We start from the raw sequence: 25532 nt of genomic DNA on the forward strand, positions 1-25532 counted from the left end.
TTAAGATTTGCTTAAGATTGAAATTCGGTTGGAAAACCTACAGAAAAGGTTGAACCTTCGTTTTTTCGGCTGAAAACTTGGATGGTAAGCCCCATTTCATCTGAAATTTTCTTTACAATGGCCAATCCAAGCCCTGTTCCTTGCTTGCCTTCAGAATAATCTTCTTTCTCTCTAAAAAATGGATCAAAAATCCGTCCCAAGTTCTCCTCAGCTATCCCAACTCCTTGATCTATCACTTCAATCTTCACCCCAGAATCCGGTTTACTAACCCTTAGTATCACAGGACTTTCTGCTTCAGAATATTTCAATGCATTTCCCAAAAGATTATTCAAAATGAGCCTCAATGCTTTCTCATTGGTTTTGACAAAAATTGGCATTCCTAATTCATATGCCAACTCAATATCCCTCCCAGTTTGTTGACTTTTCTCGGCAACAAATTCTTCACAAAAAGCCATCAATTCACATTCCTCTACCTCATGCAACTTTCCTACATCAGCTCTAGCTAAAGCCAATAGCTGATCCGTAATTGCAGTCATCCTATCGATCGAATTCAAGGAGGTTTGAATCTTTTCTACATACTCCTCAGGAGTCCTTGGCTTCCGAATCAAGACTTCCAAAGTCCCTCTCAACACTGCCAAAGGCGTCCTCAATTCATGAGATGCATCCGATGTAAATTGCTTTTCTCGCTTCAAAGCACTTTCCAAACGATTCAAAAGGTTATTGATAGAGGAAGAAAGCTGTCCGATTTCATCATTCGGTTTGATCAAAGGAATCCTTTCATTTAGATTACTCTGAGTGATCAAATTGGTCTTTTTGATAATGGACCTGATGGGTTCGATGCTTTTATCAGCATGATACCTCATCACCAAAAACACGGAAATCAATATCCCCGGATACAAAAGCAAAAGGACGTTCCTGAGATTATTCAATAGGGTTCGAATATCTTCAAATGACTTTGCCACTAGAAGATATCCTTCTTGTCGCGCACCATTCATCAATGGAATCTGCATTTGGCGAAGTTCTCTAGCTCCGGTTCTATGAGTCCAAGCTTCCCCACTTCCAGCTTTTTGTGGAAAAAAGTCGAGATGGTTTTCTCTCAAATTTGGCGAACGGTCCATACTTTCTCCTCCATCATCGACGATTTCAATGAAAATAGGATTGAGCTGAATTTGGCTATGCTCTTGCTCCTGCCACTCATCTTTATGGGAAAACCGAATCTCACCATCCACGATGAAAATCTGGCTTTTGTGCTTGTCCGTTTCTAATTGGAGTTCTCTATCAATGGATGAAACAACGGTAACCCTAACCACCACATAGATGATCGCAAACACAAGCAAAATAATCAATGCTGTGACTCCTGTAAGCCTCAAAGCGATCTGTTGTCTATACGAATTCCTCATTGTTCCTTGGCCATGTAACCCACACCTCTCACAGTTTGGATATAATCCTCCTCTTTATTCAAATCCAACTTCTTTCTCAATGAATTGATAAAAACATCAATCACTCCCGTATTGTATTCAAAATGGATATCCCAGACGCTTTCAATAATTTTGGTTCTGCTACAAACTTTGTTTTTGTGCCTGATCAGATATTCCAAAAGTGAAAACTCCTTTTGAGTTAAGCTCACTTCCTTATCCCCTTTGAAAACCTGAAAACTAGCTGGAAGCAATTTTATTGGACCTAAGTTTAACTCTTCAGATGGGGTGTTTCTACCTCTGAGTTGAACCTTGATCCTCTCAAGTAGTTCCTCAAAATGAAAAGGCTTTTTGATGTAATCATTTGCACCAGCCTGAAGTCCAAAGATGGTTTCATCTACGGTATCCTTTGCAGTCAAAAAAATAGTTGGGGTCGTAGTATCTTCCTTTCTGAATTGTCTCAACAACTCAACTCCACTTAAACCTGGAATCATCCAATCAAGCAAGAGCAAATCATACTCACCTGATTGAGCCAAATCCAATCCAGATTTTCCGTTGTCGGCAATATCTACGGCAAAGCCTTCCTCTTCCAATCCTTGTTTAAGAAAATTGGAGATTCCAGGTTCATCTTCAACTACTAAGATTCGCATGTTGCAAAATTCCGAGTTACAGAAATGCAAAGGCACATTTCCTTCTTAAATTTTGCTTAAATATTTAGAAAAATAGCTGAAAGACAGAAAGATTATGCCATCTCAGCTACTTTTTGAGCAGGCTGAGCCTTCTTTCTAGCTGGCTTTTTCTTCTTTTTGTTCAACCAGATTAATGTCCCGGTAATAGGAAGTGAAGTGGCGATTAAACAACCTAAGAACCATAGAAATTTGGTGAATGAACCAAAAATTTCACCTGTATGAAGACTTTTCACAGACCTTCCGATTTGCTGACGAAGGCTCATATCTGTAAAAAGTTTGGTCTCTTTTACAGCCAATGAGCTTTGATCAAGAGAAACCTGATCTGATCCAGCTTTTGCAAAAAATGCAGTTGAATACTTGCTGATTGAAATATCTTGAGAACCGTTTTGAGGAATGGATATTCTCAAATTTCCATCATACGGTAGTGCTTCATTGGCAACAGTCACAGCTTTGTCCAGAGAGAAATCCAAAACTGGTATTTCAGCTTTTTGCTCTTTTTCACCTTCCGGACCTCCACCTCTTTGACCAGCAGGAGCACCTTGTCTTGGAGGGCTATAAGTATCCCAGGTCTTTTGCCATCCCTCGCGATACCATTCAAAGGACCAGAAAAGTCCCGTTGCAGACATCACAAAGAGAATAAATAGAGAATAAAAAGCTAAGGTATTATGCAAATCATGGTTGACACGTTTCCAGTTTGCATTCCACTTGATTTTCAATCCTTGTTTCCAGCTTTTGGCTTTTTGCGGAACCCAAACTACTATCCCAGTGATCACTCCCAACAAAAACAGGGAGGTCGCAATACCATTGATCAGCCTACCTAATTCACGGTTGCCCATACTTTCCAAAATCGGCTCTTCTATTTTATCAATCAATAGCCAACGGTGCAATGAAAACATATAACCCATAAATTCCTCTGTACTGGATCTTTCAGAATTATCTGCCACAATGTCCCCATTATATGGATCAACATAGTAGGTGGTCCCTCTCCCCTTTTCGCCTTCTTTTAATAAACCCACTTGAACAGTTCTGTCATCCCCATCCATGACAAAAAGAGATGTGACATTCCCATTCAAATCAGACTCAACTTTGGACTTGATCTCATCCAAGGACAATTTAGTCTCACCTTCCTCAATAAAATACCTCTCCGAATCCGCCAATTCTCTGATTTCAGTATTGTAAACGTAGATTGTTCCACTCAAACAAACTGCAATTACAATAAGACCTGAGATAAGACCAGCCCATAAATGGACTTCTCGAAAAGCAGATCTGACTTTCTTCCAAAGAGTTTTATTCTGAGACATAGGATAGGCTTATTTAGATTTGGTCAAAATTAATATAGAATTTCAATTATTAAGAATGATTCTAAAAATAATTAAGAATGATTCTAAAAATAATTAAGAATGATTCTAAGAAATATCATTCATTAGACTGAAAACTAGAATCAACGTTTAATCATTCTTCTTAAATTTTATTTGAAAAAAACTCGAAGTAGCTAAATTGCTTGAATCAAATCACCCCAACATGAAACTCAAAAACCTTTTTCTCCTCTTATTACTTGGTTTATCATTTTGTACAAGTCCAGAAAAAAAATTACCCGAAGTAAATCCGGACTTTAAGAAAGTGCTGGATGCTCACGGAGATTGGTCAAAGTGGATAAATGCAAAAGCTCTCTCTTTCACACTATTTCATGAAACCAACCTGACTCAGGAAAACCATTTCTTCAACCTTGAATCAAGAGAAGGCCGAGTAGATTCTCAAAATTTTCAAATTGGATTTGATGGAGAAAACGTTTGGATCAGCCCAAATAGAGAGTCATTTGGAGGAAGATCAGTTCGGTTTTACCACAATCTTTACTTCTATTTTTTTAGCATCCCTTATATCTTGACCGATCCGGGAGTAACAGTCGAAAAAATTGAAAACAGAACACTGAATGGGCAATCTTTTGAAACCCTTCAAGCTAGTTTTGATGCGGGAACAGGAGATAGCCCTGATGATCAATATTTCCTTTTGATCAATCCTGAAACTAACCGATTGGAATGGCTCATCTACAGAGTTACATTTTTTAATCCTGAGAACAAATCCTTCAATGCGCTAAAATATGAAGACTACAGGGATGCAGGAGGTCTAGTTTTCCCAAGAATTTTGACTGGATATACTTTGGAAGGAGACTCTACTACAAATATCAGGTATCAAGTAAGTTTTGGTGATGTGATCCTTCAAGATGAAGAGTTTGATTATGAAATTTTCCAAATGCCCAATACGAATGCAGTAGTAGCAGACTAAAATCAAGGTCTGATCACTTTCACATCCACTTGCGTATGCAAAGAAGATTGTGCCGATCCTAGATACGCTCCCTGAACTGGCATAGTCAATAATGGATCTGGATGCACTGCCAAAGGTATGTATCGGTGGTCCGTAAAAAGTCCCAAACTTGGATCTAACCCAACCCATCCCGATCCTGGCAAATAAACTTCTACCCATGCATGCAACTCATGTCCATCCTCCAGGTCTGGATTAAAAGCATAACCAGAAACAAACCTGGATGCGATGCCCATCGACCTCAATATTTCGATCTGAAACAAGGCTAAGTCACGGCAAGAACCTTCGTGACGCTCAAATGTCAAATCAGGTGGCCAAATATTTTGCTCATGCCTGATTTTATGCTTGAAATCGTCATGAATTAATTGAGTCAAATTGACTAAAAAGTCCACCAAACTCGATGATTTTTTCTTCAAAGGAATTACTACCTCTCTAAAATCTCTTTTGGATAATTGGTGGAGAAATGGAACTAAGAAACTTTTTAGCTCCTGATAATTAAATATGGGATATTCCTCATTCCAGGCAGAATCTTCAAAATTCTTATCCAAAATGAATCCAAAGGGATTGAAAGAATCCAAACGGAATATCCACTCTGTATTGATTTGTAAATCCTCTGTCTGTCCTGTAAACCAGGCCTGCTGATACCAATTACCTGCAAGGTCCTGTCGGAAATTTGAATCTAACGGAGCCGGATTGATTCTGACTTTTTGATGTTCTATTCTAAAGTAAGGACGGTGCTGCGGAACCAAAAACAATTTATGTACTCCCAAACCTACCGGGTCGGAGTATTTATAATTGGTCAGATGATGGACTTGGATCAGCATCCTTAGACCTCTTCCTTTTCCACAGGTTGCTTTTCTTCACCTATTGCCGAATTCAAAATATCCGCCGGTAACTCAGCGATGGCATTTTTCAATCTATTGTTCCAAAAAGCTGAGATATGTTCCAAGTCCTTTTGGTCAAAACGCTTTTCGGTGATAAAGTATTCATTGTTTTTCAAGACCACTGTATCGATAGGAAAATCCACGTCATTAGCGGAGATCCTTGTCGCATCAAAGGCTAGAAAAGCACATCTCAAGGCATATTCCAAGGAATCTTCATGATGCAATGATCTTTTCAATACAGGATTACCAAACCCTGTATTCCCAATTATTACAAATGGAGTTCCTTTTCTTATTTCAATCCAATTTCCCTGAGGATAAAGCAAATACAACTTGGGCTCAGTATCATGCTCCAATTGCCCACCTATTATTGAAAAAAGGTTGAAATGGAGCCCCGCTTCTTCGAGAAACTCTTTGTCTTCACGAGCAACGACTTTGACTTGATTTCCAAATTCATTGACAGCATGAAACAACTTGGTAAATGATTCGTCCTGCTTTTCGATCACTTCTGAGAAATAGGTAATCGCTTTATCTCTAACCGACCGTAAGCCACTAGTCATGATAAAGAAGGAATGTTTTTCCCGGTTGACTGTAAAAACCTTTTTGGAAGACGTCGTCTCGTTTCCAGATGTTATTCTCGAATCAGAAAGGCCGACCAAACCGTTTTTGGTCTTGATGCCAATGCAAAATGTCATTATTGATCGTGGGTTTGAGAGATAAAATTATCTCGAAGTCGAAAGTAAGTACTGTCGATCAAATCTGATAGATTATTGAGTTTTATTTGCAGATTATCCAAATATTCATGGAGTCCAAATCCAATGATATCTGACACTTCTGCAAATTCCAATCTGGATCGAAGCTCCCCAACGGACTTCTCAGCAGGGTTTTTAAAGCCTCCATCCAAATTTCCGGAGATGTGATGCAGGCAATACTCTGCTTCTTTGAGACAATAATAAATGGATCTTGGGAAGTATTTATTCAATACCAAAAACTCCACGACATTCGAAGGATCAATTGTACCATATACTCTTCGATAGGTATTGAATCCTGTCACTGATTTTAGCAATGCCATCCAGTGAAGAAAATCCAAGGGAGTACCGACATCTTGCCCAGATGGTAATAGGATATGGTATTTCACATCCAGAATTCTCGAGGTCTTATCCGCTCTTTCCAAAAACTGCCCCAATTGTCGGAAATACCATCCCTCTACCCTTGCGACACTATTATCCGCGATTCCGTAAATCAACAAAATTTGATTTTTAATCCGTTCGAAGAAATAGCGAGGGTCTGCTTTTTTCCAGATTTTTTTATCCTTCCCTTCGAGCATCATATAGTAAAGCTCATTGACCTTTTCCCAGGTCTCTTTACTTAGGTTTTCTCGGATGATCCTAGCATTTTCCCTTGACTTCATAATGGAAGAAAGCATGGAATTTGGATTCTCCGAATCAAATGCCAAGAAATAAAGGATCTGATTTTTACTGGTATCCGAATAGAGAGATTGAAACAATTCCCAATCCCCTGTAGCAGCAATCAAAGGCTGCCATTGTTCCTTCAAATCAACAGGCAAATCCTGCATCAAGTTAAAATTCACATCAATGAAACGGGCATAATTTTCGGCACGCTCCAGATATCTTCCAAGCCAATAAATATGGCTAGCTACTCTACTTAACATATTTCCTATTAATTATATAACACCCAAGTATCCTTACTTCCGCCTCCCTGAGAACTATTCACCACCAAAGACCCCTTTTTCAAAGCAACTCTGGTCAAAGCACCAGGAATCACTTCAATCTCATTTCCATATAAAATATAGGGTCTCAAATCCACATGTCTCCCACTGATTCCTTCCTCTGTCAAGGATGGAACTGTCGAAAGAGACAAGGTAGGTTGAGCGATATAATTGGTTGGATTGGATTTGATTAATTCTCTAAACTTGGCATGTTCTTCTTTAGTGGCTTTTGGACCGATCAACATCCCGTATCCTCCCGCAGCATTGGTTTCTTTGACCACCAATTCTTCAATATGATCCAATACATATTTTCGGTCTTTTTCATCTCTACATAGATAAGTCGGTACATTGTTCAAGATCGGCTCCTCACCCAAATAATATTTGATGATTTTAGGAACGTATGCATAAACTGCTTTATCATCTGCCACGCCCGTTCCAGGGGCATTTGCCAAAGCCACATTTCCGGCTTTGTAGGCTTCAAAAATTCCTGGAACTCCCAACATAGAATCGGGCCTAAAGGTCAAAGGATCCAAAAACGCATCGTCTATCCTTCTATACAAGACATCTATCTGCTCCAAACCTTTCGTGGTTTGCATATAGACCTTTTTATCCTCCACGATCAAATCGACACCATTCACCAATTCCACTCCCATCTGAAGGGCTAAATAGGAATGCTCATAATATGCAGAATTGTAAATCCCCGGTGTCAAAACGCCTACCACCGGCTTTGATTTATTGGAGAGGTGCTGAAGCATCTTTAGAAGCTTTGCAGGATAATCAGAAACAGGTCGAATACCTTTTTGATTAAAGATATTTGGATAGGCACGCTTGATGATCTCACGACTTTCCAACATATATGAAACCCCTGATGGACATCTCAAGTTATCCTCGAGTATATAGTAATCACCATCCTTATTTTTGATCAAATCAGTCCCGGTGATATGGCACCATATTCCTTTGGGAGGAGTCAAACCAATACAAGGTTTCAAATAATCCTTACTTCCCAAAATCAGCTCTTCGGGTACTATTCCATCTTTCAGGATTTTCCGATCATTGTAAACATCCTGTAAGAACAAATTCAAAGCATAGGTCCTTTGTTTCAATCCGGCTTCCAACTTTAGCCATTCATCATTTGGTATGATCCTAGGAACGATATCCAAATGCAATATTTTTTCAAGTCCTTGATTGTCGTGATAAACATTAAATGTCATCCCCATGGCCCGTTGGGTTTGATTTGCTGAAAACTGCAAATGATTCATTTTCCGAATCGGGATCTTCTTTAGGCTTTGGTAAAACTCCTCATAGTGAGGGCGGATTTCTCCAACGTTGGTAAACATCTCATCATAATGCTCGGAGGCATTATATCCTTCTATTTTCATACAAATCAAAAATTTAGAGTCGCATTTTAATTTAACCCAATTTGCCAGTAATTCAAAAACTAAAAGATATTTTTGAATAAAAGACAAGTTTTAAACACTTTTTAAACAAAATCCTTAATAGAACCTGGTTATGGATTGAACTATTAATTTTTTAATTCGTGCTTTTTAATTTCTTCCAAGTCTAATTTTTGCAGTAATTTCGAATATGGTAAAGCGAATTTTGAAAATTCAGGATACGGCATGGGTTCAGCGAGTAACCACCATGCGTCTAGTCAAGGATGTGCTATTTATTGGCATTGGTGTCGTAATGGCCAGTATTGGTTTGAAAGGGTTTCTTCTTCCCAATGGATTTTTTGATGGAGGAGCTATGGGGATGTCGCTTTTACTTGAAATGCTGACACCGCTTGATCTCTCACTTTTGATCATCTTAGTCAACCTCCCCTTTATTTATCTGGGTTATAGACAATTATCCACCTCTTTTGCCATCAAGAGTACTTTAGCCATCCTGACATTGGCACTTTTGGTCCACTACATTGAGCTTCCCGTAATCACTGCCGATAAACTACTGATCGCTGTTTTTGGTGGGTTCTTTTTAGGTTGTGGAATTGGTTTTGCTATTCGAGGCGGAGCTGTTATTGATGGGACTGAGGTTTTGGCTATTCAAGTTTCCAGAAAATCCAGTTTGACAGTCGGTGATTTCATCACTGTATTCAACGTTTGCCTTTTTATCGTCACAGCCATCTTTGTCAATTTGGAAACGGCCATGTATTCCATGTTGACCTATTTCTCAGCCTCCAGAACGGTGGACTTCCTAATCAATGGTGTGGAAGAATACATTGGGGTGATGATTATTTCAGAACATTCAGAGGATATCAAAGCTAAAATCACCTATGATCTGGGACGGGGAGTCACAGCTTTCAAAGCTGATGGAGGCTTTGGTGAAAAAGCTAAAAATCCAGATCGGAACGTCCTTTTCTGTGTGGTTACTAGACTAGAAGTCACGGGTGTTTTGACGGAAATTACCAAAATCGACCCGAAAGCCTTTGTAATCCAGTATCCGATCAAAGACACCAAAGGGGGAATGATCAAGAAAAGACCGCTGCACTAGGAATGTTCAATGAACAATTTTCAATGATCAATGTTCATTACCTGAAATGGTCTCGAAATCTTAAATATTGCCCTTCTTAAAATTTGTTTAAAAATTTTCAAAATCGGTTATGAATGTGGATTTTCATTCTGATTCAACTTTTTGAAAAAATGACCCTTTATAACAAGTTTACCAAAATTAAATTCTTCGCCTTTCTATTTTCAATGTTCCTTTACTTTGAAGGTATTGCATGTTCATGCCCTCCATTTAGGATATATAGTGCGGAAAGAATAAAAAGCGAAAATGAATTTATTTTTATTGGCACCCCAATTGAAAATTTGATTTTAGACAATGGTCTAAGGCACTTTTGGAATGGTGAAAATGAAGGGACAGAAGTTAGATTTAGGGTTGAAAAAGTAATTAAAGGAAAAATCACATCTCAATTCGTTGCAATAAATCAATTTATTCATGGAAACTGTGCACGATTCTTTCAATTTGGTGAGAGGTATATAATTGTTGGTAACGAGATTAAGGGATTTATCCCCAATTATGCCAAGATCTTTGAATATCCATATCTAAGACACGCAATTATTCAACAAGTATTATATGACGGTATTTATTCTCAAAAACAATTGTCAACAAGTGAACCTGAAATTGTCAAATATTGGAATGAATTAGCAAAAGCTTTTCGAGTAATGGATACCGACGCATGTAGAACTTTTACTTTAAACAGTCAGTATGCCTCTTTATTTTTGGATTAAATATTTTTAAGTCACGACCATAACGTATAGCTTTTCAAAACAAAAAAGCCAAGAGAGTTAGTCTCTTGGCTCTTGATACTTGATTCTAGATACTAAAAATTAGCTTATCGTCGATCCACTAGCAGTACCCTCATGTGGAGTCAACAATTTCAATTTCCCATCTTTGTCTTCTGCCATCAGGATCATTCCTTCAGAATCGATTCCCATCATTTTTCTAGGCGCCAGATTAATCAACATCGTTACTTGCTTTCCAACCAAAAACTCAGGCTCAAAATGCTCCGCAACGCCACTTAGAACTGTTTTGTGACCTAATCCTGTATCTACTTTCAACTTGATCAGCTTTTTGGATTTTGGCATTTTCTCTGCCTCCAAAATAGTCACCACTCTCATATCCAGTTTCGCAAAATCATCATAAGTGATAATTTCTTTCATAGCTGTCACAGGTGCGTTTGCTGCTTCATTCATCTTCTTAGCGTCTAATAATTTTTGTAATTGTGCTTCTACTACGTTGTCTTCGATTTTCTCGAACAATAACCCCATCTGACCAATAGTGCTTCCTTCTACCAAAAGGTTTGGATTTCCAGCTTGCTCCCAAATTGGGTTCTTGATTCCAAACAAATCGACCAACTTTTGAGCCGTGAAAGGAAGGAATGGTTCTGAAACAATCGCCAGACTAGCTGCGATATTCAAGGCAATATTCATGATGGTGGCTGTTCTAACCTCATCGGTTTTGATCGTCTTCCAAGGTTCAGTATCAGCCAGGTATTTATTGCCCAAACGAGCCAAATCCATCATCACCCCCAATGCTTCACGGAATCTATAACGCTCTACAGAAGCAGCGATTTTGGAAGGGAATTCTGCCAAAGCATCCAAAACCTCCTGATCATAACCAGTCAATTCACCTTTGGAAGGAATCACTCCCTGGTAATATTTCTGAGTCAGGACAACAGCTCTATTGACAAAATTACCGTAGATGGCAACCAACTCGGAATTGTTTCTCGCTTGGAAATCCTTCCAGCTAAAGTCATTATCCTTGGTTTCTGGCGCATTGGAAGTCAATACATATCGCAAGACATCCTGCTTACCAGGAAACTCTTCTAAGTATTCATGCAACCAAACTGCCCAGTTTCTGGAAGTGGATATCTTATCCCCTTCCAAATTCAGGAATTCGTTGGCGGGGACATTGTCAGGAAGCACATAGCCACCGTGAGTTTTCAAAATTGCTGGGAAAATGATGCAGTGGAATACGATGTTATCTTTCCCGATAAAGTGAACCAGTTTGGTATCTTCATCTTTCCAATAAGGTTTCCAGTCTTTTCCTTCCTGTGCTGCCCATTCTTTGGTAGAAGAAATGTATCCAATTGGCGCATCAAACCACACATATAGGACTTTCCCTTCCGCATCCTGCAAAGGAACTTTGATCCCCCAATCCAAATCACGAGTCATGGATCTTGCCTGTAAGCCATCTCCAGCTTCCAACCAAGAGCGACACTGACCCAACACGTTATTTTTCCAATCCTCGGCATGCTCCTCCAAAATCCATTTTTTCAAGAATGGCTGATACCTTGCCAAATCCAAAAACCAATGTTTGGTTTCCTTCAACACTGGCGTTCCTCCACTCAATTTAGACTTTGGATTGATCAATTCAGTTGGACTCAAGGAAGAACCACATCTTTCACATTGATCGCCGTATGCATTCTCAAATCCACACTTTGGACAAGTTCCCTCGATATATCTATCGGCTAAAAACTGTCCCGCTTCCTCATCGTAATATTGCTCGGTACTTTGCTCCAAGAACTCTCCTTTTTCATAGAGATCCTTGAAAAATTCCTGTGCCGTTTCATGATGAATCGGAGCGGAAGTTCTAGAATAATGATCAAAGCTAATTCCGAATTGCTCAAAGCTATTTTTCATCATGGAATGATAGAAATCCACGACTTCTTGAGGGGTTTTGCCCTCCTTTTTTGCTTTGATGGTAATCGCAACTCCATGCTCATCAGAACCGCAGACATAAAGCACATCTTTGCCATTGGATCTCAAAAATCTAGCATAGATATCTGAGGGAACATAGCATCCGGCCAAGTGACCAATATGCAAAGGACCATTGGCATAGGGCAATGCTGAGGTGATGGTATATCTTTTGAAATTTTTACTCATTTATTGAGGGGAATTTTCTATTTCTAAATCAGGTCGCAAAGATAAGGAAAACCATTAAACCCGGAGTATTCAATAGTAAGTCTATTACGTATCTCAATCGCTTCAAAATCAAAAAAAACTGATTTCAATTTTACCATAGCGATGCTATGCGAAAATTTCCAATCAGTTTGATTTTATCGCAATTGAAATACTCATTACGAATCCTATCTAAAAATCCGGGTTAAACAGGATCAGGTGCATTGGTAAATTCCTCCCTAGCCTCCTCGGTCAGAATCCCATTGTAGATGACAGTAATCGCTTGATCATATATGTCTGCAGGCGGAATTTTCATTCCTTTTTGGATACTTTCTGGGAATTGACTCAAAAATTTTGGGCTCAATAGCGACTGGACAGCCGAGGCATACAGCGTTACTACCAAACTTACATTGATATTTTCTTTGACCAGCCCTTGGCTGATCCCCTGCTCTATCAATTTTTGGAATCTTTCGAAAGCAGATTCATTGATATAATCTCTCAAATCCTCCCAAACTTCAGGAGCATGCTCATGCAAATCCTCAAACAAACTGGGATTGATGGGGGCCAAATGCTGGGCAATCACGGATAGAGATGACTTCAATTTCAAGGGAAAACTGATGTAACGATTATCCAAAATCGCCTCGACCTTGGCAGTCATACGGGTTTTCAGCTTTTCAAAAGAAGCTTGGAGAAGTTCCAACTTCCCAGGAAAATACTTGTAAAGTGTCTTTTTGCTCATCATCAGCTCCTGAGCAATATCATCCATAGTGGTATGCCTATACCCTTTGTCCAAAAACAACTGATAGGACTTATCCAAAATCTTATTTTCTATGCTGATCTTTTTGCTCATGCCAGATGGGATGCTTTGGGGCAAAGTTTATAATTCCATTCGAGAAAACAATGTCATTTCCACAATTGGAAATTATTATCTTTTAAGATAACTTTGAGACATGAAAAGAAAGATAATATTCTATGAAAACTACTTTATGGATTTTTACCTTTCTCAAGAATCAAAGGTCCAAGAAAAAATACAGTATGTATTAGAACTAATTCGGCAAGTGGAACGAGTTCCTGAAAAGTTCCTCAAGCATATGGAAGGAACAAATGGATTATTTGAAATTAGAATTGCTTTCAAATCAAACATATACCGCATTTTCTGCTGTTTTGATGATGGCCAGTTAGTTGTTTTGTTCAATGGATTTCAGAAAAAATCCCAAAAGACACCTAAACAAGAACTCTTGAAAGCAGAAAAAATTATGAAGGAATACTTTGAGTCAAAATCAGAAGAGAAATGAAAAATTATAGAAGCATTAGGACATTTGATGAGTTGATAGATTTGGAGCATGGTAAAATAGGTACAGAGAGCCGAAATACCTATGAAGAAAATGCTCAAATGTTCATTGTTAGCGAAATGCTCAAAGCCGCAAGAAAAGAAGCAAATTTGACTCAAGAACAGCTTGCGGAAAGAGCAGGAACAAAAAAAAGCTATATCTCAAAATTGGAAAATGGAAAAGCAAACATCCAACTTTCTACATTGTTCCGGATTTTTGAAAAAGGGCTCAACAAGAGAATTGGACTAACTTTTCTATAATTCTAACAGAATTAAATATAAAAACATCAAATCTTTTACTCATCTTATTGATGGTTTCCTTTCAATGGAAATGCACGAATAAGATCTATATCCCAGACATTCAAGTTTCCACCAGAGATAACATCATTTCGGATAACTCCAATAATTCTCCCAATACTGATTTTGAAGAAAATTTAGGGATTCCACCTATAGACAAAACCGAAAATCCAACTGAGGTTCGATTTTATTTACACGACACTTCAAATGGAACAACATCATTAAAATTAATTGGGTTGTTAAATCAAGAATGGCAGGCTTTGCATTTTGAAGATACTCTTGATTCCAAAAGTTTAAAATGCGAAAAATTAGATGTCACAGAAGGCCAAATTCGGGCGACTATAAGAGTACTCTTCAATTACGGATTGGCATATCTCCCTAATCAGTCAGATTTAATAACAAAAATAGAAGGGTTCCATGAAAAGCTCGATTTGGTTAAATCAATGGATATAAATCCAAATGACCATTCTTCCTACACAATGGAGTTCAATATCAAAGGCAAGTATAGAATAATTCAATTCTCAAATCCAGATTTTTATTCGAAAGTCTTTCCAGACGTTAAAGAATTTAATCAATATTCAGCTATCGTAGAAACCTTTAGGGTCATGATTCCGAGCCAATAAGTCTTTCCTTTTTCAATTTTTCAAGCCACCTCAAGCCCACATGTTCTCCAAATCCGATTAAATTTAAATTTCAATTACCCTTTTTTCCATGACTCATCAAGAAGCTGCCGAGAGAATCGCTCAACTGACCCAGGAAATCAATCACCACAACCACCTATACTATCAGGAAAGCCGGATAGAGATTTCGGATTTTGAATTTGATCAATTGCTGGAAGAATTGGTTCGAATAGAAACTGAATTTCCTGATCTATTGGATCCAGATAGTCCTAGTCAGCGGGTCGGTGGTACCATCACTAAGGAATTTCAGACCGTTGAGCATGAAACCCGCATGCTTTCTCTTGGAAATACCTATACAATTGAAGAGCTGGAAGCTTTTGATGAAAGGGTTCAAAAAGGCTTGGGAAGTACCGATTACGAGTATTTCTGCGAAATGAAATTCGACGGAGTGGCGATTAGTTTGGTCTATGAAAATGGAAAATTGCTCCGCGCCGTCACACGAGGAGATGGATACAAAGGCGATGATGTCACCGCCAATGTGAGAACCATCAGAAACATCCCTTTAACGGTTTTTGGAGAAGGAATCCCAGCGAAATTTGAAGTTCGGGGAGAGATCTTTCTGCCTTTGAAGGAATTTGAAAAAATCAATAAGCAACGTGAAGAAGCTGGAGATGCACTACTTGCAAACCCTAGAAATGCTGCTTCCGGAACTTTGAAAATGCAAGACTCTTCAGTCGTAGCCAAGCGCCGATTGAATTGCTATTTCTACCAATTATTGGGAGATGATTTGGGAGTAAGTACCCATTCAGAAGCTATCCATTTGATTGAAAAATGGGGCTTCAATGTTTCACCAACCTATCAAAAGGCCCAGACCATTCAAGATGTACTTAACTACATCGAAAACTGGAGAGAAAAAAGGCATACCCTGCCATTGGAGACTGATGGTGTCGTTTTAAAAATCAATGATTACGATCAACGAGAAGAATTGGGATTCACTGCCAAAAATCCCCGTTGGGCAATTGCCTATAAATACAAAGCGGAAAGCGCTGAAACCGAGCTTCTTTCCATCACTTATCAAGTGGGAAGAACTGGGGCTATTACCCCTGTTGCCAACTTGGCTCCTGTCAGCTTAGCGGGAACAACCGTCAAACGGGCTTCTCTGCATAATGCCAATGAAATCGAGCGGTTGGGAATCCATGAAGGGGATCATGTTTTTGTAGAAAAAGGAGGGGAAATCATCCCAAAAATCACAGGAGTTAACTTGTCAGTTAGGAAAGCTGGAGCCCAACCTATCCAGTACATTGAAATCTGCCCGGAGTGTGGAACTCCCTTGGAAAGAAAAGAAGGAGAAGCCAAACATTATTGTCCTAATGCAGCCTCTTGTCCTCCACAGGTATTAGGAAGAATCGAGCATTTCGTTTCCAAAAGAGCGATGGACATTGATTCTTTGGGAACAGAGAGAATCCGAGCCTTGATTGATCAGCGATTCATCAGTAATTATAGCGACATCTATTTGCTTGAGCAGAAAGAAAGGGAATTGCTAGGCTTAGAAATGAGCCATGATCAATACGAGAAGGAAGGAAGTGGCTTGCTCTATATCACTTTGGAAAAAGCGCTATTTGCTTTGACTGACCAGATTTCTTTCAAACAAATCCAACAGTATTTAGAATCAGCGGCAGAACTCCCTCTTTTTGAAACATTGAAAGGTTTTCAGGAGCAAATCCGAAAATGGAAAAAGAAAGTCCCTTCCAATGTGGGCATGGTCGATTTCCTGATCAACTCTTTGAAAGATCATGGAGACCTGCCGAAACTGGAAGATTATGTCCCTGTTGCTGTTGTTTTGGAGATTTTCTTGGGTCGTCGAGTGGATTTTGAACCCATCTTGGATGCCAGTTATAAAGAAGGAACTGTTCACGGAATCATGCTTCGTTTGAATCTGGATCTTTCTGAAGAATTAAGAGAGCGAATCAAAAAATTGAAAGCAAACACTTTCCAAGAAGGGGTAATCTCCAATATGCTGGAAGGCATCAAGGCATCCAAAGCGCAGCCATTTGAAAAGGTCTTGTTTGCCATAGGAATCCGAAATATTGGTGAAAATACCGCCCAGTTGTTGGCAAGGCATTTCAAATCCATTCAGGCTCTTCAGGAAGCAACTTCAGAGCAACTTTTGGAGATTAATGGCGTGGGAGAAACACTCGTTCACAGCATTCATGAGTTTTTCTCAGATGATCAAAACCAACAAAATATCCAGCAACTTCAAAGTCTAGGTCTCAACTTCGAAATTATCCAATCTGAAGAAAACACAGGCACTCAGATTTTGGCAGGAAAAAGGATCCTTGCTTCCGGCAAACTCGAAAACTTCAAGCGTGATGAAATCAAAGACTTTGTTCAATTACATGGAGGACAATATTTGAGTTCAGTTTCCAAAAACCTAGACTTTATCATCGAAGGAGAAGGAATGGGACCAAGTAAAAAAGAGAAAGCAGAAAAATTAGGAGTACCCATGATTTCCGAGGAGGAGTTCATGAAAATGATAGTTGAAGCATGAGAATTACACAAGTCTACTTAATAGCAAGTTTTTTACTTTTTTCTTCTTTTCAGATTAAATCAGACAGACCCAATATCATACTGATTTATGCAGATGATTTGGGGATTGGGCTTTTGGGACATGAAGGACAGGAAATCATTAGCACTCCAAATATTGATCGCTTAGCTAAAGAAGGAATTCGCTTTGAACGAGCCTATTCCAATATGCTTTGTGCACCTGCAAGAGCTTCCTTGATTTCTGGAATGCATGATAGTCACCAGGATGGATTTGACATCAACGCAGGTGGATTATATAAAACCGTTGATGAATCCAATTATCAGGAAATAGAAAATCAAATCAATCAGAATCTGAAACCAATACCTGAAAACCAGGTATTCCTTGGTCAAGTAGCTCAGAAAATGGGCTATAAAACTGCCCAAATTGGTAAATTGGAATGGGGCTTTTCTGCCACTGATTATCAGATGAAAAGACATGGTTGGGATTATTACTTGGGCTATTTGGATCATGTCAGAGCCCATGGATTTTATCCGAATTTCCTTTTCGAAAATGGTAAAATGATCTTTTATAAAGGAAACACTTATCAAAATGCCGCCAAATCACATGAACCTGAAACTGAGGAAGCTTATAAAGAGCGTTGGGACCGGGTTGGCAAACAAGTGTATTCACAGGACATTTTTATGCAAAGTGCCCTGAACTTTATCGAAAGCAATCAGGACAATCCATTCTTCCTTTATTTCCCAACTCAATTACCGCATGGTCCGGTAGCTATTCCGTCTGTTCACCCCGACTTTGCCAATGATCCAAGATTGACTCAAATCGAAAAAGAATATGCCTCCATGGTCAAATTGCTCGATGACAATGTGGGTCAGATTTTGGAGAAGCTAGAAAAATTGGGATTGGATGAAAATACGATCGTCATTTTCACCGCAGACAATGGCCATGAAATCTATTATGGTCAAAAAGGGAGAACTCTAAAGCCCTACACCAATATGGAAACCGGTGTCAGATTCGATGATTTCGAAAGAAAATATTACAGTGAATTGGCTGGGGATGTCTTCAATGGAAATGGAGGAAGAGCAGGCATGAAAAGAAGCAATTTGGAAGGAGGAATCAATGTTCCCTTGATTGCCAGATGGCCGAATCACATTAAACCTGGAACTACTTCTCATCGGCTGACGGCTAATTACGATTTGCTATCCACAATTGCAGACTTGGTGGGATATCAAAAGCCAATGGAAACAGATGGAATCTCCTTTTCCGACGAACTGACAGGATTAGAAGCAAGGTCTGGAAAGCATGACTTTGTGGTTTATTCCTCCTATATCGGCCCAACTTTGATCACCGAAGACGGATGGAAAATCAGGACTTATATGCCTGAAAATGCTTTTGAATTGTATTACCTACCTGATGATCCTCGAGAGGAGAAAAATTTAGCGGAGAAACATCCAGAAAAACTAAAAGAGCTGAAGGAAAAACTCATGGAAGCCTGTGATGGGGATCTTAAAAATGGTCATTTCACCAACTAGAAGGATGGAATTAAACCCAAAGCAATAGATGAAGTCAAAGGGATAGAATAAACTTTTATGAAACACCAGACTTTTTTATTCCTTTCGATCTTTTGCTTGACAATTTGTGCTTGTTCCAAGAAGGACAATCCGACTCCTGTTCCCTCAGAATCGGTTTACTTCCCTCCTATCAATTCATCAGTTTGGGAAACCCAATCAATTCAAGATTTAGAATGGGATGAAGTAGCTTTAGGAGGCCTTCTCGACTTTCTGGAAGAAAACAACACCAAAGGCTTTATCATTTTGCACCAAGGAAAACTGGTAGTGGAAGAATACATGAATGACCACTCCATTAATACTCCTTGGTATTGGGCAAGCGCAGGAAAAACTTTAACATCCACAGTCACAGGTATTACTCAAGATCAGGGGCTTTTGGATATCTCAAGGCCTGTTTCGGACTATTTGGGGACCGGTTGGACAAGTACTCCACTCTCAAAAGAAGCTCTAATAACTTCTCGAAATCTATTATCAATGACTTCGGGAATTGATGATAGTTATGGAGATGATGTTTCTGCCGAAAACTTGCATTACAAGGCAGACACTGGAACTCGCTGGGCCTACCATAATGTATATGTCAAATTACAAGATGTGGTGGCGGAGGCGAGTGGGAAAACTTGGGACAACTATTTCAAATCAGAACTTCGGGATAAAATTGGGATGACAGGAGCCTGGGTTCAACTGGGAAACCTTAGTGTATATTTTAGCGATACGAGAAGCATGGCCCGATTTGGCTTGATGATTTTTGCTGGAGGAAAGTGGGAAAATGATCAGATAATTTCTCAGGAATTCCTTAATGAAGCTATTAACACCTCCCAAAACATCAATTTATCTTACGGATACCTTTGGTGGCTCAATGGCAAATCCAGTTTTCATCTGCCTCAAAGCCAGTTACAATTTCCAGGTTCATTGGTACCGACAGCTCCCTTGGATATGTATGCAGCTTTGGGAAAGAATGATCAAAAAATCTATATCGTTCCCAGTGAAAAGTTGGTTATCATCCGATTAGGCGAGTCCCCAAATGAAGACTTTGCTGTCTCAGAGTTTGATAGGGAATTCTGGAACCTAATGATGGAAGTCCTAAATTAATTTTAATTCTTTTCAATTCCTTTCAGCTGCTCCTCACCTCCTATCACCATTTCCTGATACATCAAAGTCCAACCCATGGTATTTGTTAATTGATAAATGGAAACCAATTCACTCATCAATCTATCACGGGCATCTTTTTTCAAGTCTGATTTTTCAATTTTCTGTCTCAATCGATCTGACACAGTAGACTTGATCTTGTTGTAATCATTTGCTCCAAATTGATTGAAATAATCTTGAGTGACATCGTAGTATTCAATCTCAGGATAAATATTGATTACAGGATCTGGAATTTTGGTGATTCTTACGGTCTTACTTTCCAAGTCTACCTCTGTTTCTAACTTCCTCAAATCATACTCCACGGTTGCTTTTGCATTAGCAACAACCAAGGCTTTCTTATCCAGCTTGATCATGTCCAAAAACATGGATTGAGAGTTTTTGAAAGTAAAAACCTGAGAAAAATACCCCTCAGTCACAATCAACTTTCCAACCTGAACGATCTGTTCCTGTATCAAGGAAGATTCTTCCCGGATCTGATCTTTGTCCTCTTTTTTTTCCACCCAATACCAAATACCACCTAAGATAAGTGCAGCAACAATAAAACCGTTGATAAATCTATTCATGGAATTTGGTATTGAGTGATTTGACAAGTTATGCTATAACGTCCTGTTTGCTTTGAGGTTCGATTACTAAAACGTCATTTCACTAAAAGCCTTTGCAGTTAATTCCAAAGAATGGATTCTAGCTTGATGGTCGAAAATATTGGTAGTGATCATCACTTCATTCACCCCAGTATATTTGATCAATTCCTGTAAACCTTCTTTTACCGCTTCTTTTGTCCCCACAAATGTCACAGCCATCATATTCTGAAGTGCAGCTGCCTCAGGCTCTGAAATGTGGCGAAGGAAATCTTTTAAAGGCTCTCTAAGCGGTAAGGATCTTCCTTGAATCACACCTAAAGCCATTTGGAAAAATGATGTAGCAAAAAGATCAGCTTCTTCTTGAGAGTCTGCGGCAATGACATTGACACAGGAAATCACATAAGGCTCCTTTAAATATTCAGAAGGTTTAAAATGGTCTTTATAGTATTCTACAGCCTGAACAAACTGTGCTGGTGCAAAATGAGAGGCAAAGGCATAAGGCAAACCTCTTTCAGCAGCCAAAATTGCACTGCTCATACTGGAGCCCAGGATATAAATAGGAACTTCCAATCCTTCTGCAGGAAATGCGCGTACAGAAGAACGCGAATTATCTAAAGAAAAATATCGTTGCAGATCTTCCAAATCATTGGGGAAATCCTGAACTGTTTCAATTCTTCCTCTTCTCAAAGCAGAAGCAGTCTTTTGATCTGTTCCCGGAGCTCTACCTAATCCCAAATCAATCCTTCCTGGATAAAGTGTCTCTAATGTTCCAATTTCCTCAGCGACCATCAAGGCTGAATGATTTGGCATCATAATTCCTCCAGAACCTACTCTGATCTTTTCGGTGCCTCCGGCGATATAGCCCATCAGGACTGTTGGGGCTGAACTTCCCACATAAGGCATGTTGTGATGCTCTGCCAGCCAGATTCTGGTAAAACCCAATTTCTCTGCATTTCGAGCAACATCCAGACTCCTTTGGTAGGCATCTTTGGCATCAAAACCATCTTTGATTACGGCTAGGTCTAAGATGGAATAGGATACTTTATTATTCATATTGGTTTAGTTTACTATCCCTGCAAACCACGAGAAAAAATAAATCGTTCGCGGTTTAAACTGTTTAAACCATGATTTCTCACAATTTATCTTATATCAAATCCCTCAAAAATCTTCCCGACTTCTGCCAAAACTCCTAGAGACCTTTATCTTTGCAAGCTCTTAACCTTAAATAAACCATGAACCAGCTGTGCGGTACGGGTGTGGCATTAGTCACGCCATTTAATGACGATTACACGATAGACTTTCCAAGTCTAGCAAAACTGATTGATTTTACGATTGACGGAGGGGTTGACTATTTGGTAGTATTAGGTACTACTGGAGAAACAGCTACTTTAACATCAAAGGAAAAGAAAGAGGTTCTTGATTTTTGCTTAAAACAAAATAATAATCGCGTACCTGTGGTTTATGGAATTGGAGGAAACAACACTCAGTTGGTTTTGGATGAAATTGCCAACACTGACTTTGCTGGAATAACAGCGATTCTTTCTGTCAGCCCATATTATAATAAGCCTAGTCAAGCTGGTATCATAGCACATTACAAAGAAATCGCCGATGCCTGTCCGGTTCCAGTGATATTGTACAATGTCCCAGGAAGAACCATGTCCAATATGACTGCTGAAACCACTTTAGCTTTGGCTCAACATTCCAATATCATCGGAATGAAGGAGGCAAGTGGAAATTTGGAACAATGCATGCAGATCGCTGCCAATAAGCCTGATGATTTCTTGTTGATTTCAGGTGATGATTTAATGACCAAAGCCCTTTATTCAATTGGAGGAGTTGGAGTTATTTCTGTTTTGGCAAACGCGATCCCTTCAACTTTTAAAGCCATCTGCCATGGCAAGGAAAAAGAAAGTAGAAAGGCGGCCTATTCTCTTCTAGAAGTCAATGACTTAATGTATAGAGAAGGAAATCCTGTTGGTATCAAAAACTTCCTTTGTCATTTGGGAATTTGTGATGATCAGGTGAGGCTTCCAATGTTAAGAGCTAGCCTAGAATTGAATCAATTGATCAAAACCGCTGCACAAAAGTTTATGTAAATGATTCCAAATTCGCTGTCAATTGCTGAGCTAGGGGATCTCATCAAATCCACTCTGGAAAATGAGCTCTCTCCTACCTATTGGGTTATCGGTGAAATCGCTGATTTCCGACAGGCACCTCAGGGACATGCATATTTCGAATTGGTAGAAAAACAAGGCAATCAGGTATTAGCAAAAATCCGATGCAATTGCTGGCAGTTTACATATAGAGCTATTGCTTCTCGCTTTGAAAGTCTGACGGGAAGCGGTATAAAAAATGGAATGAAGGTTCTGGCTCAAGTTCAGGTAACTTTCCATTCTGTTTATGGCTTGAGCCTCAACATCAAGGACATAGACGCTTCTTTTTCTTTGGGAGAAAGGGCCAGAATCCGTCAAGAGACCATCGATAGATTAACTAGAGAAGGATTGATACGACTCAATGCTTCCCAACCTTATCCACCGGTTATTCAAAAAATTGCCATTATTAGTAGTCCAACTGCTGCTGGATATGGTGATTTTCTGAATCATTTGGATCACAATCCCAACGGCTTTAAAATCTACCACAAACTATTCCCCTCTTTGATGCAAGGAAATGGGGCAGCTCAAAGTTTAATTCAAGCTTTGGAAGCAATTGAATCCGAAAAATTGAATTTAGGACTAGAAGCAATCATCATTATTCGAGGAGGTGGAGCTCAATTGGATTTGGACTGTTTTGATGATTACAATCTCGCAGTCAAAATCGCCCTAGCCACTTTGCCTGTATTAACAGGAATTGGGCATGAAAGAGATGAAACCGTCGCTGATTTAGTCGCTCATACGAGATTAAAGACTCCGACAGCAGTGGCTGATTTTTTACTGGCAGGATTTCGGATTTTTGAGGAAAATTTGGGTTTAACATTAACTCGGCTGGACAGGTTGACACGAAGTACAATTCAATTCGCAAACAGCCAGTTGGACCAAATCAATCATCGGATCAAAGGCTCAATTCAAAATAGACTGAATCTGGAAAATGAGCGAATTGCATCCAAAAAATCGCGAATTCTAACGGCTTTTCATGGACAAATTCAATCCAATCAGATTCAAATAGAAGCCAAGGAAAAAGAGATTAAAAAAGGTTTGGAATTATTTCTAAAACAGGAAAACAAGAATTTGGAAGTGATAGAGAAAAGTCTTTCACAACTCAATCCAATTTCACTTTTGAAACGTGGATATACCAGGACCGAAATTGGAGGAAAGCCTATTCATCTGTCAAAACCAAAAAAAGGAGATACAATCCAAACCATTACTTCCAATCAAAAAATAAGTAGTACCATTACCGATATTGAAACAAAGGAATCATGAATTATCAAGAGGCATCCGAGAGGTTAGAGAAGATCTTGGCGGAATTAGAAGAAGGAAAAAAGAGTGTGGATGAACTTTCTGAGCTTGTCAAAGAAGCTGCGGACTTGGTAAAGTTTTGCAAAAACAAACTCAAAACCACGGAGGAAGAGGTACAAAAAGCTTTTGAAGAAGCCTAATTTTTTAAAAAGAGGCAATAAATACTCAAGGCTTAGAGTTTTAAATACAATTCCTTCAGGTGATTGGCATATTTGTTGCCAAATTTGCAAAAGGGAAGAGTATTCCTCCTTCAGCTCAGAATCGTGACGACATGAAAAAGACAATCCAACTAGTATTTATCCTTTCGCTTTTAGCCACATCCATTGATCTTCAAGCTCAAAACTTCTACAAAGAAAAGATCTCCAGAAACTATATTTTCTCCTTTGGTGTAGGACCTTCCTTTGCTTACATTGATAATGGAGGACAATACAGAGACTTCAAATTTGATATCAAACCTTCCGTTTCTGCCTCTTTGACCAAAAGAGTTACACCGAAATTTGATGTTCGAGCCACAATGGGTTACCAATCCATCAGTAGCGGTGGAAATCCAAGTCAAAGAGTTCAAGATCATTGGACGCTTTATGGTTCTTCATTCACTGCAAAAGGACCTGCCTACTATTTTGATGTTATGCCAAGCTGGAATTTGATTCCTTTCCCTAATCACATGTTGAGAAGCATGTTCAATCTTTATGGAGGCGTAGGTTTAGGGATCATCAATGTCACAACCAAACAGACTAAATCATTTTCCTCTGAAGAAACTCCTACCAAGCATTCCATAACAACAGGATATGTTCCTTTTAGAGTTGGATTAAGTTATACGTTGGGACCATATTCAGATATAGCAGGTGAAGGGACCATGCTTTTTACCTTTTCTGATAATCTTGATGGAAATGTTGGATTCAACAGATTTGGTGATCATTTAGGACAAGCTCAAATCGTATATAGAAGATACTTCCGCCCTAAAAATCGATAAGAAAAAAATAAAAAAAGAGGCCAGAAATTAATTTCTGGCCTCTTTTTTTATATCTCAACATGATTAGGTAATACTTCCAAAAACTTCCTTGGAACACTCATCAGCATGTTTTGATATATTCCTGGAATCCTTATTAGGAAGTAATCCTTATTTCCTTTCTCAATACATTCGCCTACCATATTTTGAAGGGGACCACCCATTACTTTCACTTTTTCTCCTGGCTCAATTTCACTTCCATCAGTCTCAACTGCCACGCCTGTATCTACGACTCTTTTGATGGTATCTAGATCCTCTTCGCGAACTGTAGCATGATTGCCTGAAAAGTGGACAAACTTCACTGCTCCTGGAATCTGTAAGCATTCCCAAAGTTTATTTCTCTGGGTTTTGACAAAGACATATCCGTTAAAAAGTGGTCGCTCAACCTTTTTCTTTCGGTCGGACCATTGTCTCAACTCGGTGACCAATGGCAAATAAACATCCCAGCCCTCTTCTCTTAATCTATTCGCAACTTTCTTTTCTGATCGTGATGTGGTATACATCACAAACCATTTTAATTCACTCATCTCGTGTTATTAATTTGGGTATTCAAAT

General features: G+C 39.1%; 25 protein-coding genes. 13 read left to right on the plus strand and 12 right to left on the minus strand.

The window, feature by feature from the left end; all coding sequences use genetic code 11:
* Positions 1-11: 11 nt before the first annotated feature.
* The 3 genes from BUF13_RS10900 to BUF13_RS10910 form a co-directional block, all read right to left on the minus strand.
* Entirely contained in the window at positions 12-1400 is a 1389-nt protein-coding gene (locus tag BUF13_RS10900; RefSeq protein ID WP_073571844.1) for a sensor histidine kinase, read from the minus strand.
* Entirely contained in the window at positions 1397-2065 is a 669-nt protein-coding gene (locus tag BUF13_RS10905) for a response regulator transcription factor (RefSeq protein WP_073571845.1), read from the minus strand. The genes BUF13_RS10900 and BUF13_RS10905 overlap by 4 nt, the downstream gene beginning before the upstream one ends.
* Before the next feature lie 92 nt (positions 2066-2157).
* On the minus strand, positions 2158-3405 hold the full coding sequence (locus BUF13_RS10910) for a PepSY-associated TM helix domain-containing protein (protein WP_073571846.1): 1248 nt from the start codon (positions 3403-3405) through the stop codon (positions 2158-2160).
* Between the two features lie 220 nt (positions 3406-3625).
* Between BUF13_RS10910 and BUF13_RS10915 the strand changes: the two genes are divergently transcribed.
* Entirely contained in the window at positions 3626-4387 is a 762-nt protein-coding gene (locus BUF13_RS10915; protein ID WP_134204425.1) for a DUF6503 family protein, read from the plus strand.
* Between the two features lie 2 nt (positions 4388-4389).
* On the opposite strand, the gene BUF13_RS10920 is transcribed toward BUF13_RS10915, so the two are convergent.
* From BUF13_RS10920 to BUF13_RS10935, 4 genes are read right to left on the minus strand one after another with little or no spacing between them, the layout of a single operon-like run.
* The gene (locus BUF13_RS10920) at positions 4390-5247 is read right to left on the minus strand and encodes a transglutaminase family protein (protein WP_073571848.1); all 858 of its coding nucleotides are present in this window, start codon (positions 5245-5247) and stop codon (positions 4390-4392) included.
* A 2-nt stretch (positions 5248-5249) separates the two neighbouring features.
* A complete protein-coding gene (locus tag BUF13_RS10925; RefSeq protein ID WP_073571849.1) occupies positions 5250-5999 on the minus strand; it encodes a proteasome-type protease in 750 nt (249 codons plus the stop codon).
* Positions 5999-6976, minus strand: a complete 978-nt coding sequence (locus BUF13_RS10930; RefSeq protein ID WP_073571850.1) for an alpha-E domain-containing protein — start codon at positions 6974-6976, stop codon at positions 5999-6001. The genes BUF13_RS10925 and BUF13_RS10930 overlap by 1 nt, the downstream gene beginning before the upstream one ends.
* Positions 6977-6984: 8 nt before the next feature.
* Positions 6985-8412 carry a circularly permuted type 2 ATP-grasp protein gene (locus tag BUF13_RS10935; protein ID WP_073571851.1) on the minus strand — a complete coding sequence of 476 codons (1428 nt, stop codon included), beginning with the start codon at positions 8410-8412 and terminating at the stop codon, positions 6985-6987.
* 205 nt (positions 8413-8617) lie between these two features.
* Between BUF13_RS10935 and BUF13_RS10940 the strand changes: the two genes are divergently transcribed.
* Both BUF13_RS10940 and BUF13_RS10945 read left to right on the plus strand, forming a co-directional pair.
* Entirely contained in the window at positions 8618-9520 is a 903-nt protein-coding gene (locus BUF13_RS10940) for a YitT family protein (protein ID WP_073571852.1), read from the plus strand.
* A 113-nt stretch (positions 9521-9633) separates the two neighbouring features.
* Positions 9634-10260, plus strand: coding sequence for a hypothetical protein (locus tag BUF13_RS10945; protein ID WP_073571853.1), 627 nt, complete (start codon positions 9634-9636; stop codon positions 10258-10260).
* A 99-nt stretch (positions 10261-10359) separates the two neighbouring features.
* On the opposite strand, the gene metG is transcribed toward BUF13_RS10945, so the two are convergent.
* On the minus strand, positions 10360-12417 hold the full coding sequence (gene metG, locus BUF13_RS10950; protein ID WP_073571854.1) for a methionine--tRNA ligase: 2058 nt from the start codon (positions 12415-12417) through the stop codon (positions 10360-10362).
* A 220-nt stretch (positions 12418-12637) separates the two neighbouring features.
* Positions 12638-13282, minus strand: a complete 645-nt coding sequence (locus BUF13_RS10955) for a TetR/AcrR family transcriptional regulator (RefSeq protein WP_073571855.1) — start codon at positions 13280-13282, stop codon at positions 12638-12640.
* A 100-nt stretch (positions 13283-13382) separates the two neighbouring features.
* On the opposite strand from BUF13_RS10955, the gene BUF13_RS10960 reads away from it, so the two are divergent.
* The 6 genes from BUF13_RS10960 to BUF13_RS10985 all read left to right on the plus strand — a co-directional run bounded on the left by BUF13_RS10960 (position 13383) and on the right by BUF13_RS10985 (position 19878).
* Complete coding sequence (locus BUF13_RS10960) at positions 13383-13727, plus strand: type II toxin-antitoxin system RelE/ParE family toxin (protein ID WP_073571856.1); 345 nt, start codon at positions 13383-13385, stop codon at positions 13725-13727.
* Positions 13724-14023 carry a helix-turn-helix domain-containing protein gene (locus BUF13_RS10965; protein WP_073571857.1) on the plus strand — a complete coding sequence of 100 codons (300 nt, stop codon included), beginning with the start codon at positions 13724-13726 and terminating at the stop codon, positions 14021-14023. The genes BUF13_RS10960 and BUF13_RS10965 overlap by 4 nt, the downstream gene beginning before the upstream one ends.
* A 272-nt stretch (positions 14024-14295) precedes the next feature.
* Positions 14296-14682, plus strand: coding sequence for a hypothetical protein (locus BUF13_RS20630; RefSeq protein ID WP_170865146.1), 387 nt, complete (start codon positions 14296-14298; stop codon positions 14680-14682).
* Between the two features lie 88 nt (positions 14683-14770).
* A complete protein-coding gene (ligA, locus tag BUF13_RS10975; protein ID WP_073571859.1) occupies positions 14771-17227 on the plus strand; it encodes an NAD-dependent DNA ligase LigA in 2457 nt (818 codons plus the stop codon).
* On the plus strand, positions 17224-18753 hold the full coding sequence (locus BUF13_RS10980; protein WP_073571860.1) for an arylsulfatase: 1530 nt from the start codon (positions 17224-17226) through the stop codon (positions 18751-18753). The genes ligA and BUF13_RS10980 overlap by 4 nt, the downstream gene beginning before the upstream one ends.
* 57 nt (positions 18754-18810) lie before the next feature.
* Complete coding sequence (locus BUF13_RS10985; RefSeq protein WP_073571861.1) at positions 18811-19878, plus strand: serine hydrolase domain-containing protein; 1068 nt, start codon at positions 18811-18813, stop codon at positions 19876-19878.
* Between the two features lie 2 nt (positions 19879-19880).
* On the opposite strand, the gene BUF13_RS10990 is transcribed toward BUF13_RS10985, so the two are convergent.
* Both BUF13_RS10990 and BUF13_RS10995 read right to left on the minus strand, forming a co-directional pair.
* Complete coding sequence (locus BUF13_RS10990; RefSeq protein WP_073571862.1) at positions 19881-20498, minus strand: DUF4230 domain-containing protein; 618 nt, start codon at positions 20496-20498, stop codon at positions 19881-19883.
* A gap of 66 nt (positions 20499-20564) precedes the next feature.
* Positions 20565-21569, minus strand: a complete 1005-nt coding sequence (locus tag BUF13_RS10995; protein WP_073571863.1) for an LLM class flavin-dependent oxidoreductase — start codon at positions 21567-21569, stop codon at positions 20565-20567.
* A 179-nt stretch (positions 21570-21748) separates the two neighbouring features.
* Between BUF13_RS10995 and dapA the strand changes: the two genes are divergently transcribed.
* The 4 genes from dapA to BUF13_RS11015 all read left to right on the plus strand — a co-directional run bounded on the left by dapA (position 21749) and on the right by BUF13_RS11015 (position 24941).
* A complete protein-coding gene (gene dapA, locus BUF13_RS11000; RefSeq protein ID WP_073571864.1) occupies positions 21749-22612 on the plus strand; it encodes a 4-hydroxy-tetrahydrodipicolinate synthase in 864 nt (287 codons plus the stop codon).
* Positions 22613-23932, plus strand: coding sequence for an exodeoxyribonuclease VII large subunit (gene xseA / locus BUF13_RS11005; protein WP_073571865.1), 1320 nt, complete (start codon positions 22613-22615; stop codon positions 23930-23932).
* Positions 23929-24108, plus strand: a complete 180-nt coding sequence (gene xseB / locus BUF13_RS11010; RefSeq protein WP_073571866.1) for an exodeoxyribonuclease VII small subunit — start codon at positions 23929-23931, stop codon at positions 24106-24108. Before xseA ends, xseB begins: the two co-directional genes overlap by 4 nt.
* Positions 24109-24239: 131 nt before the next feature.
* Complete coding sequence (locus tag BUF13_RS11015; RefSeq protein ID WP_073572438.1) at positions 24240-24941, plus strand: hypothetical protein; 702 nt, start codon at positions 24240-24242, stop codon at positions 24939-24941.
* A gap of 47 nt (positions 24942-24988) precedes the next feature.
* Here the strand turns inward: BUF13_RS11015 and BUF13_RS11020 are convergent, their stop codons facing one another.
* Complete coding sequence (locus tag BUF13_RS11020) at positions 24989-25504, minus strand: UpxY family transcription antiterminator (protein ID WP_073571867.1); 516 nt, start codon at positions 25502-25504, stop codon at positions 24989-24991.
* Positions 25505-25532: the final 28 nt, after the last annotated feature.

The organism is Algoriphagus zhangzhouensis (assembly GCF_900148515.1).
Taxonomy (GTDB): domain Bacteria; phylum Bacteroidota; class Bacteroidia; order Cytophagales; family Cyclobacteriaceae; genus Algoriphagus; species Algoriphagus zhangzhouensis.

What these genes read in the sequence shown, in the direction of transcription:
- BUF13_RS10900 (WP_073571844.1), bottom strand. Translation starts at nt 1,400, where the DNA reads ATGAGGAATTCGTATAGACAACAGATCGCTTTGAGGCTTACAGGAGTC.
- BUF13_RS10905 (WP_073571845.1), bottom strand. Translation starts at nt 2,065, where the DNA reads ATGCGAATCTTAGTAGTTGAAGATGAACCTGGAATCTCCAATTTTCTT.
- BUF13_RS10910 (WP_073571846.1), bottom strand. Translation starts at nt 3,405, where the DNA reads ATGTCTCAGAATAAAACTCTTTGGAAGAAAGTCAGATCTGCTTTTCGA.
- BUF13_RS10915 (WP_134204425.1), top strand. Translation starts at nt 3,626, where the DNA reads ATGAAACTCAAAAACCTTTTTCTCCTCTTATTACTTGGTTTATCATTT.
- BUF13_RS10920 (WP_073571848.1), bottom strand. Translation starts at nt 5,247, where the DNA reads ATGCTGATCCAAGTCCATCATCTGACCAATTATAAATACTCCGACCCG.
- BUF13_RS10925 (WP_073571849.1), bottom strand. Translation starts at nt 5,999, where the DNA reads ATGACATTTTGCATTGGCATCAAGACCAAAAACGGTTTGGTCGGCCTT.
- BUF13_RS10930 (WP_073571850.1), bottom strand. Translation starts at nt 6,976, where the DNA reads ATGTTAAGTAGAGTAGCTAGCCATATTTATTGGCTTGGAAGATATCTG.
- BUF13_RS10935 (WP_073571851.1), bottom strand. Translation starts at nt 8,412, where the DNA reads ATGAAAATAGAAGGATATAATGCCTCCGAGCATTATGATGAGATGTTT.
- BUF13_RS10940 (WP_073571852.1), top strand. Translation starts at nt 8,618, where the DNA reads ATGGTAAAGCGAATTTTGAAAATTCAGGATACGGCATGGGTTCAGCGA.
- BUF13_RS10945 (WP_073571853.1), top strand. Translation starts at nt 9,634, where the DNA reads ATGTGGATTTTCATTCTGATTCAACTTTTTGAAAAAATGACCCTTTAT.
- metG (WP_073571854.1), bottom strand. Translation starts at nt 12,417, where the DNA reads ATGAGTAAAAATTTCAAAAGATATACCATCACCTCAGCATTGCCCTAT.
- BUF13_RS10955 (WP_073571855.1), bottom strand. Translation starts at nt 13,282, where the DNA reads ATGAGCAAAAAGATCAGCATAGAAAATAAGATTTTGGATAAGTCCTAT.
- BUF13_RS10960 (WP_073571856.1), top strand. Translation starts at nt 13,383, where the DNA reads ATGAAAAGAAAGATAATATTCTATGAAAACTACTTTATGGATTTTTAC.
- BUF13_RS10965 (WP_073571857.1), top strand. Translation starts at nt 13,724, where the DNA reads ATGAAAAATTATAGAAGCATTAGGACATTTGATGAGTTGATAGATTTG.
- ligA (WP_073571859.1), top strand. Translation starts at nt 14,771, where the DNA reads ATGACTCATCAAGAAGCTGCCGAGAGAATCGCTCAACTGACCCAGGAA.
- BUF13_RS10980 (WP_073571860.1), top strand. Translation starts at nt 17,224, where the DNA reads ATGAGAATTACACAAGTCTACTTAATAGCAAGTTTTTTACTTTTTTCT.
- BUF13_RS10985 (WP_073571861.1), top strand. Translation starts at nt 18,811, where the DNA reads ATGAAACACCAGACTTTTTTATTCCTTTCGATCTTTTGCTTGACAATT.
- BUF13_RS10990 (WP_073571862.1), bottom strand. Translation starts at nt 20,498, where the DNA reads ATGAATAGATTTATCAACGGTTTTATTGTTGCTGCACTTATCTTAGGT.
- BUF13_RS10995 (WP_073571863.1), bottom strand. Translation starts at nt 21,569, where the DNA reads ATGAATAATAAAGTATCCTATTCCATCTTAGACCTAGCCGTAATCAAA.
- dapA (WP_073571864.1), top strand. Translation starts at nt 21,749, where the DNA reads ATGAACCAGCTGTGCGGTACGGGTGTGGCATTAGTCACGCCATTTAAT.
- xseA (WP_073571865.1), top strand. Translation starts at nt 22,613, where the DNA reads ATGATTCCAAATTCGCTGTCAATTGCTGAGCTAGGGGATCTCATCAAA.
- xseB (WP_073571866.1), top strand. Translation starts at nt 23,929, where the DNA reads ATGAATTATCAAGAGGCATCCGAGAGGTTAGAGAAGATCTTGGCGGAA.
- BUF13_RS11015 (WP_073572438.1), top strand. Translation starts at nt 24,240, where the DNA reads ATGAAAAAGACAATCCAACTAGTATTTATCCTTTCGCTTTTAGCCACA.
- BUF13_RS11020 (WP_073571867.1), bottom strand. Translation starts at nt 25,504, where the DNA reads ATGAGTGAATTAAAATGGTTTGTGATGTATACCACATCACGATCAGAA.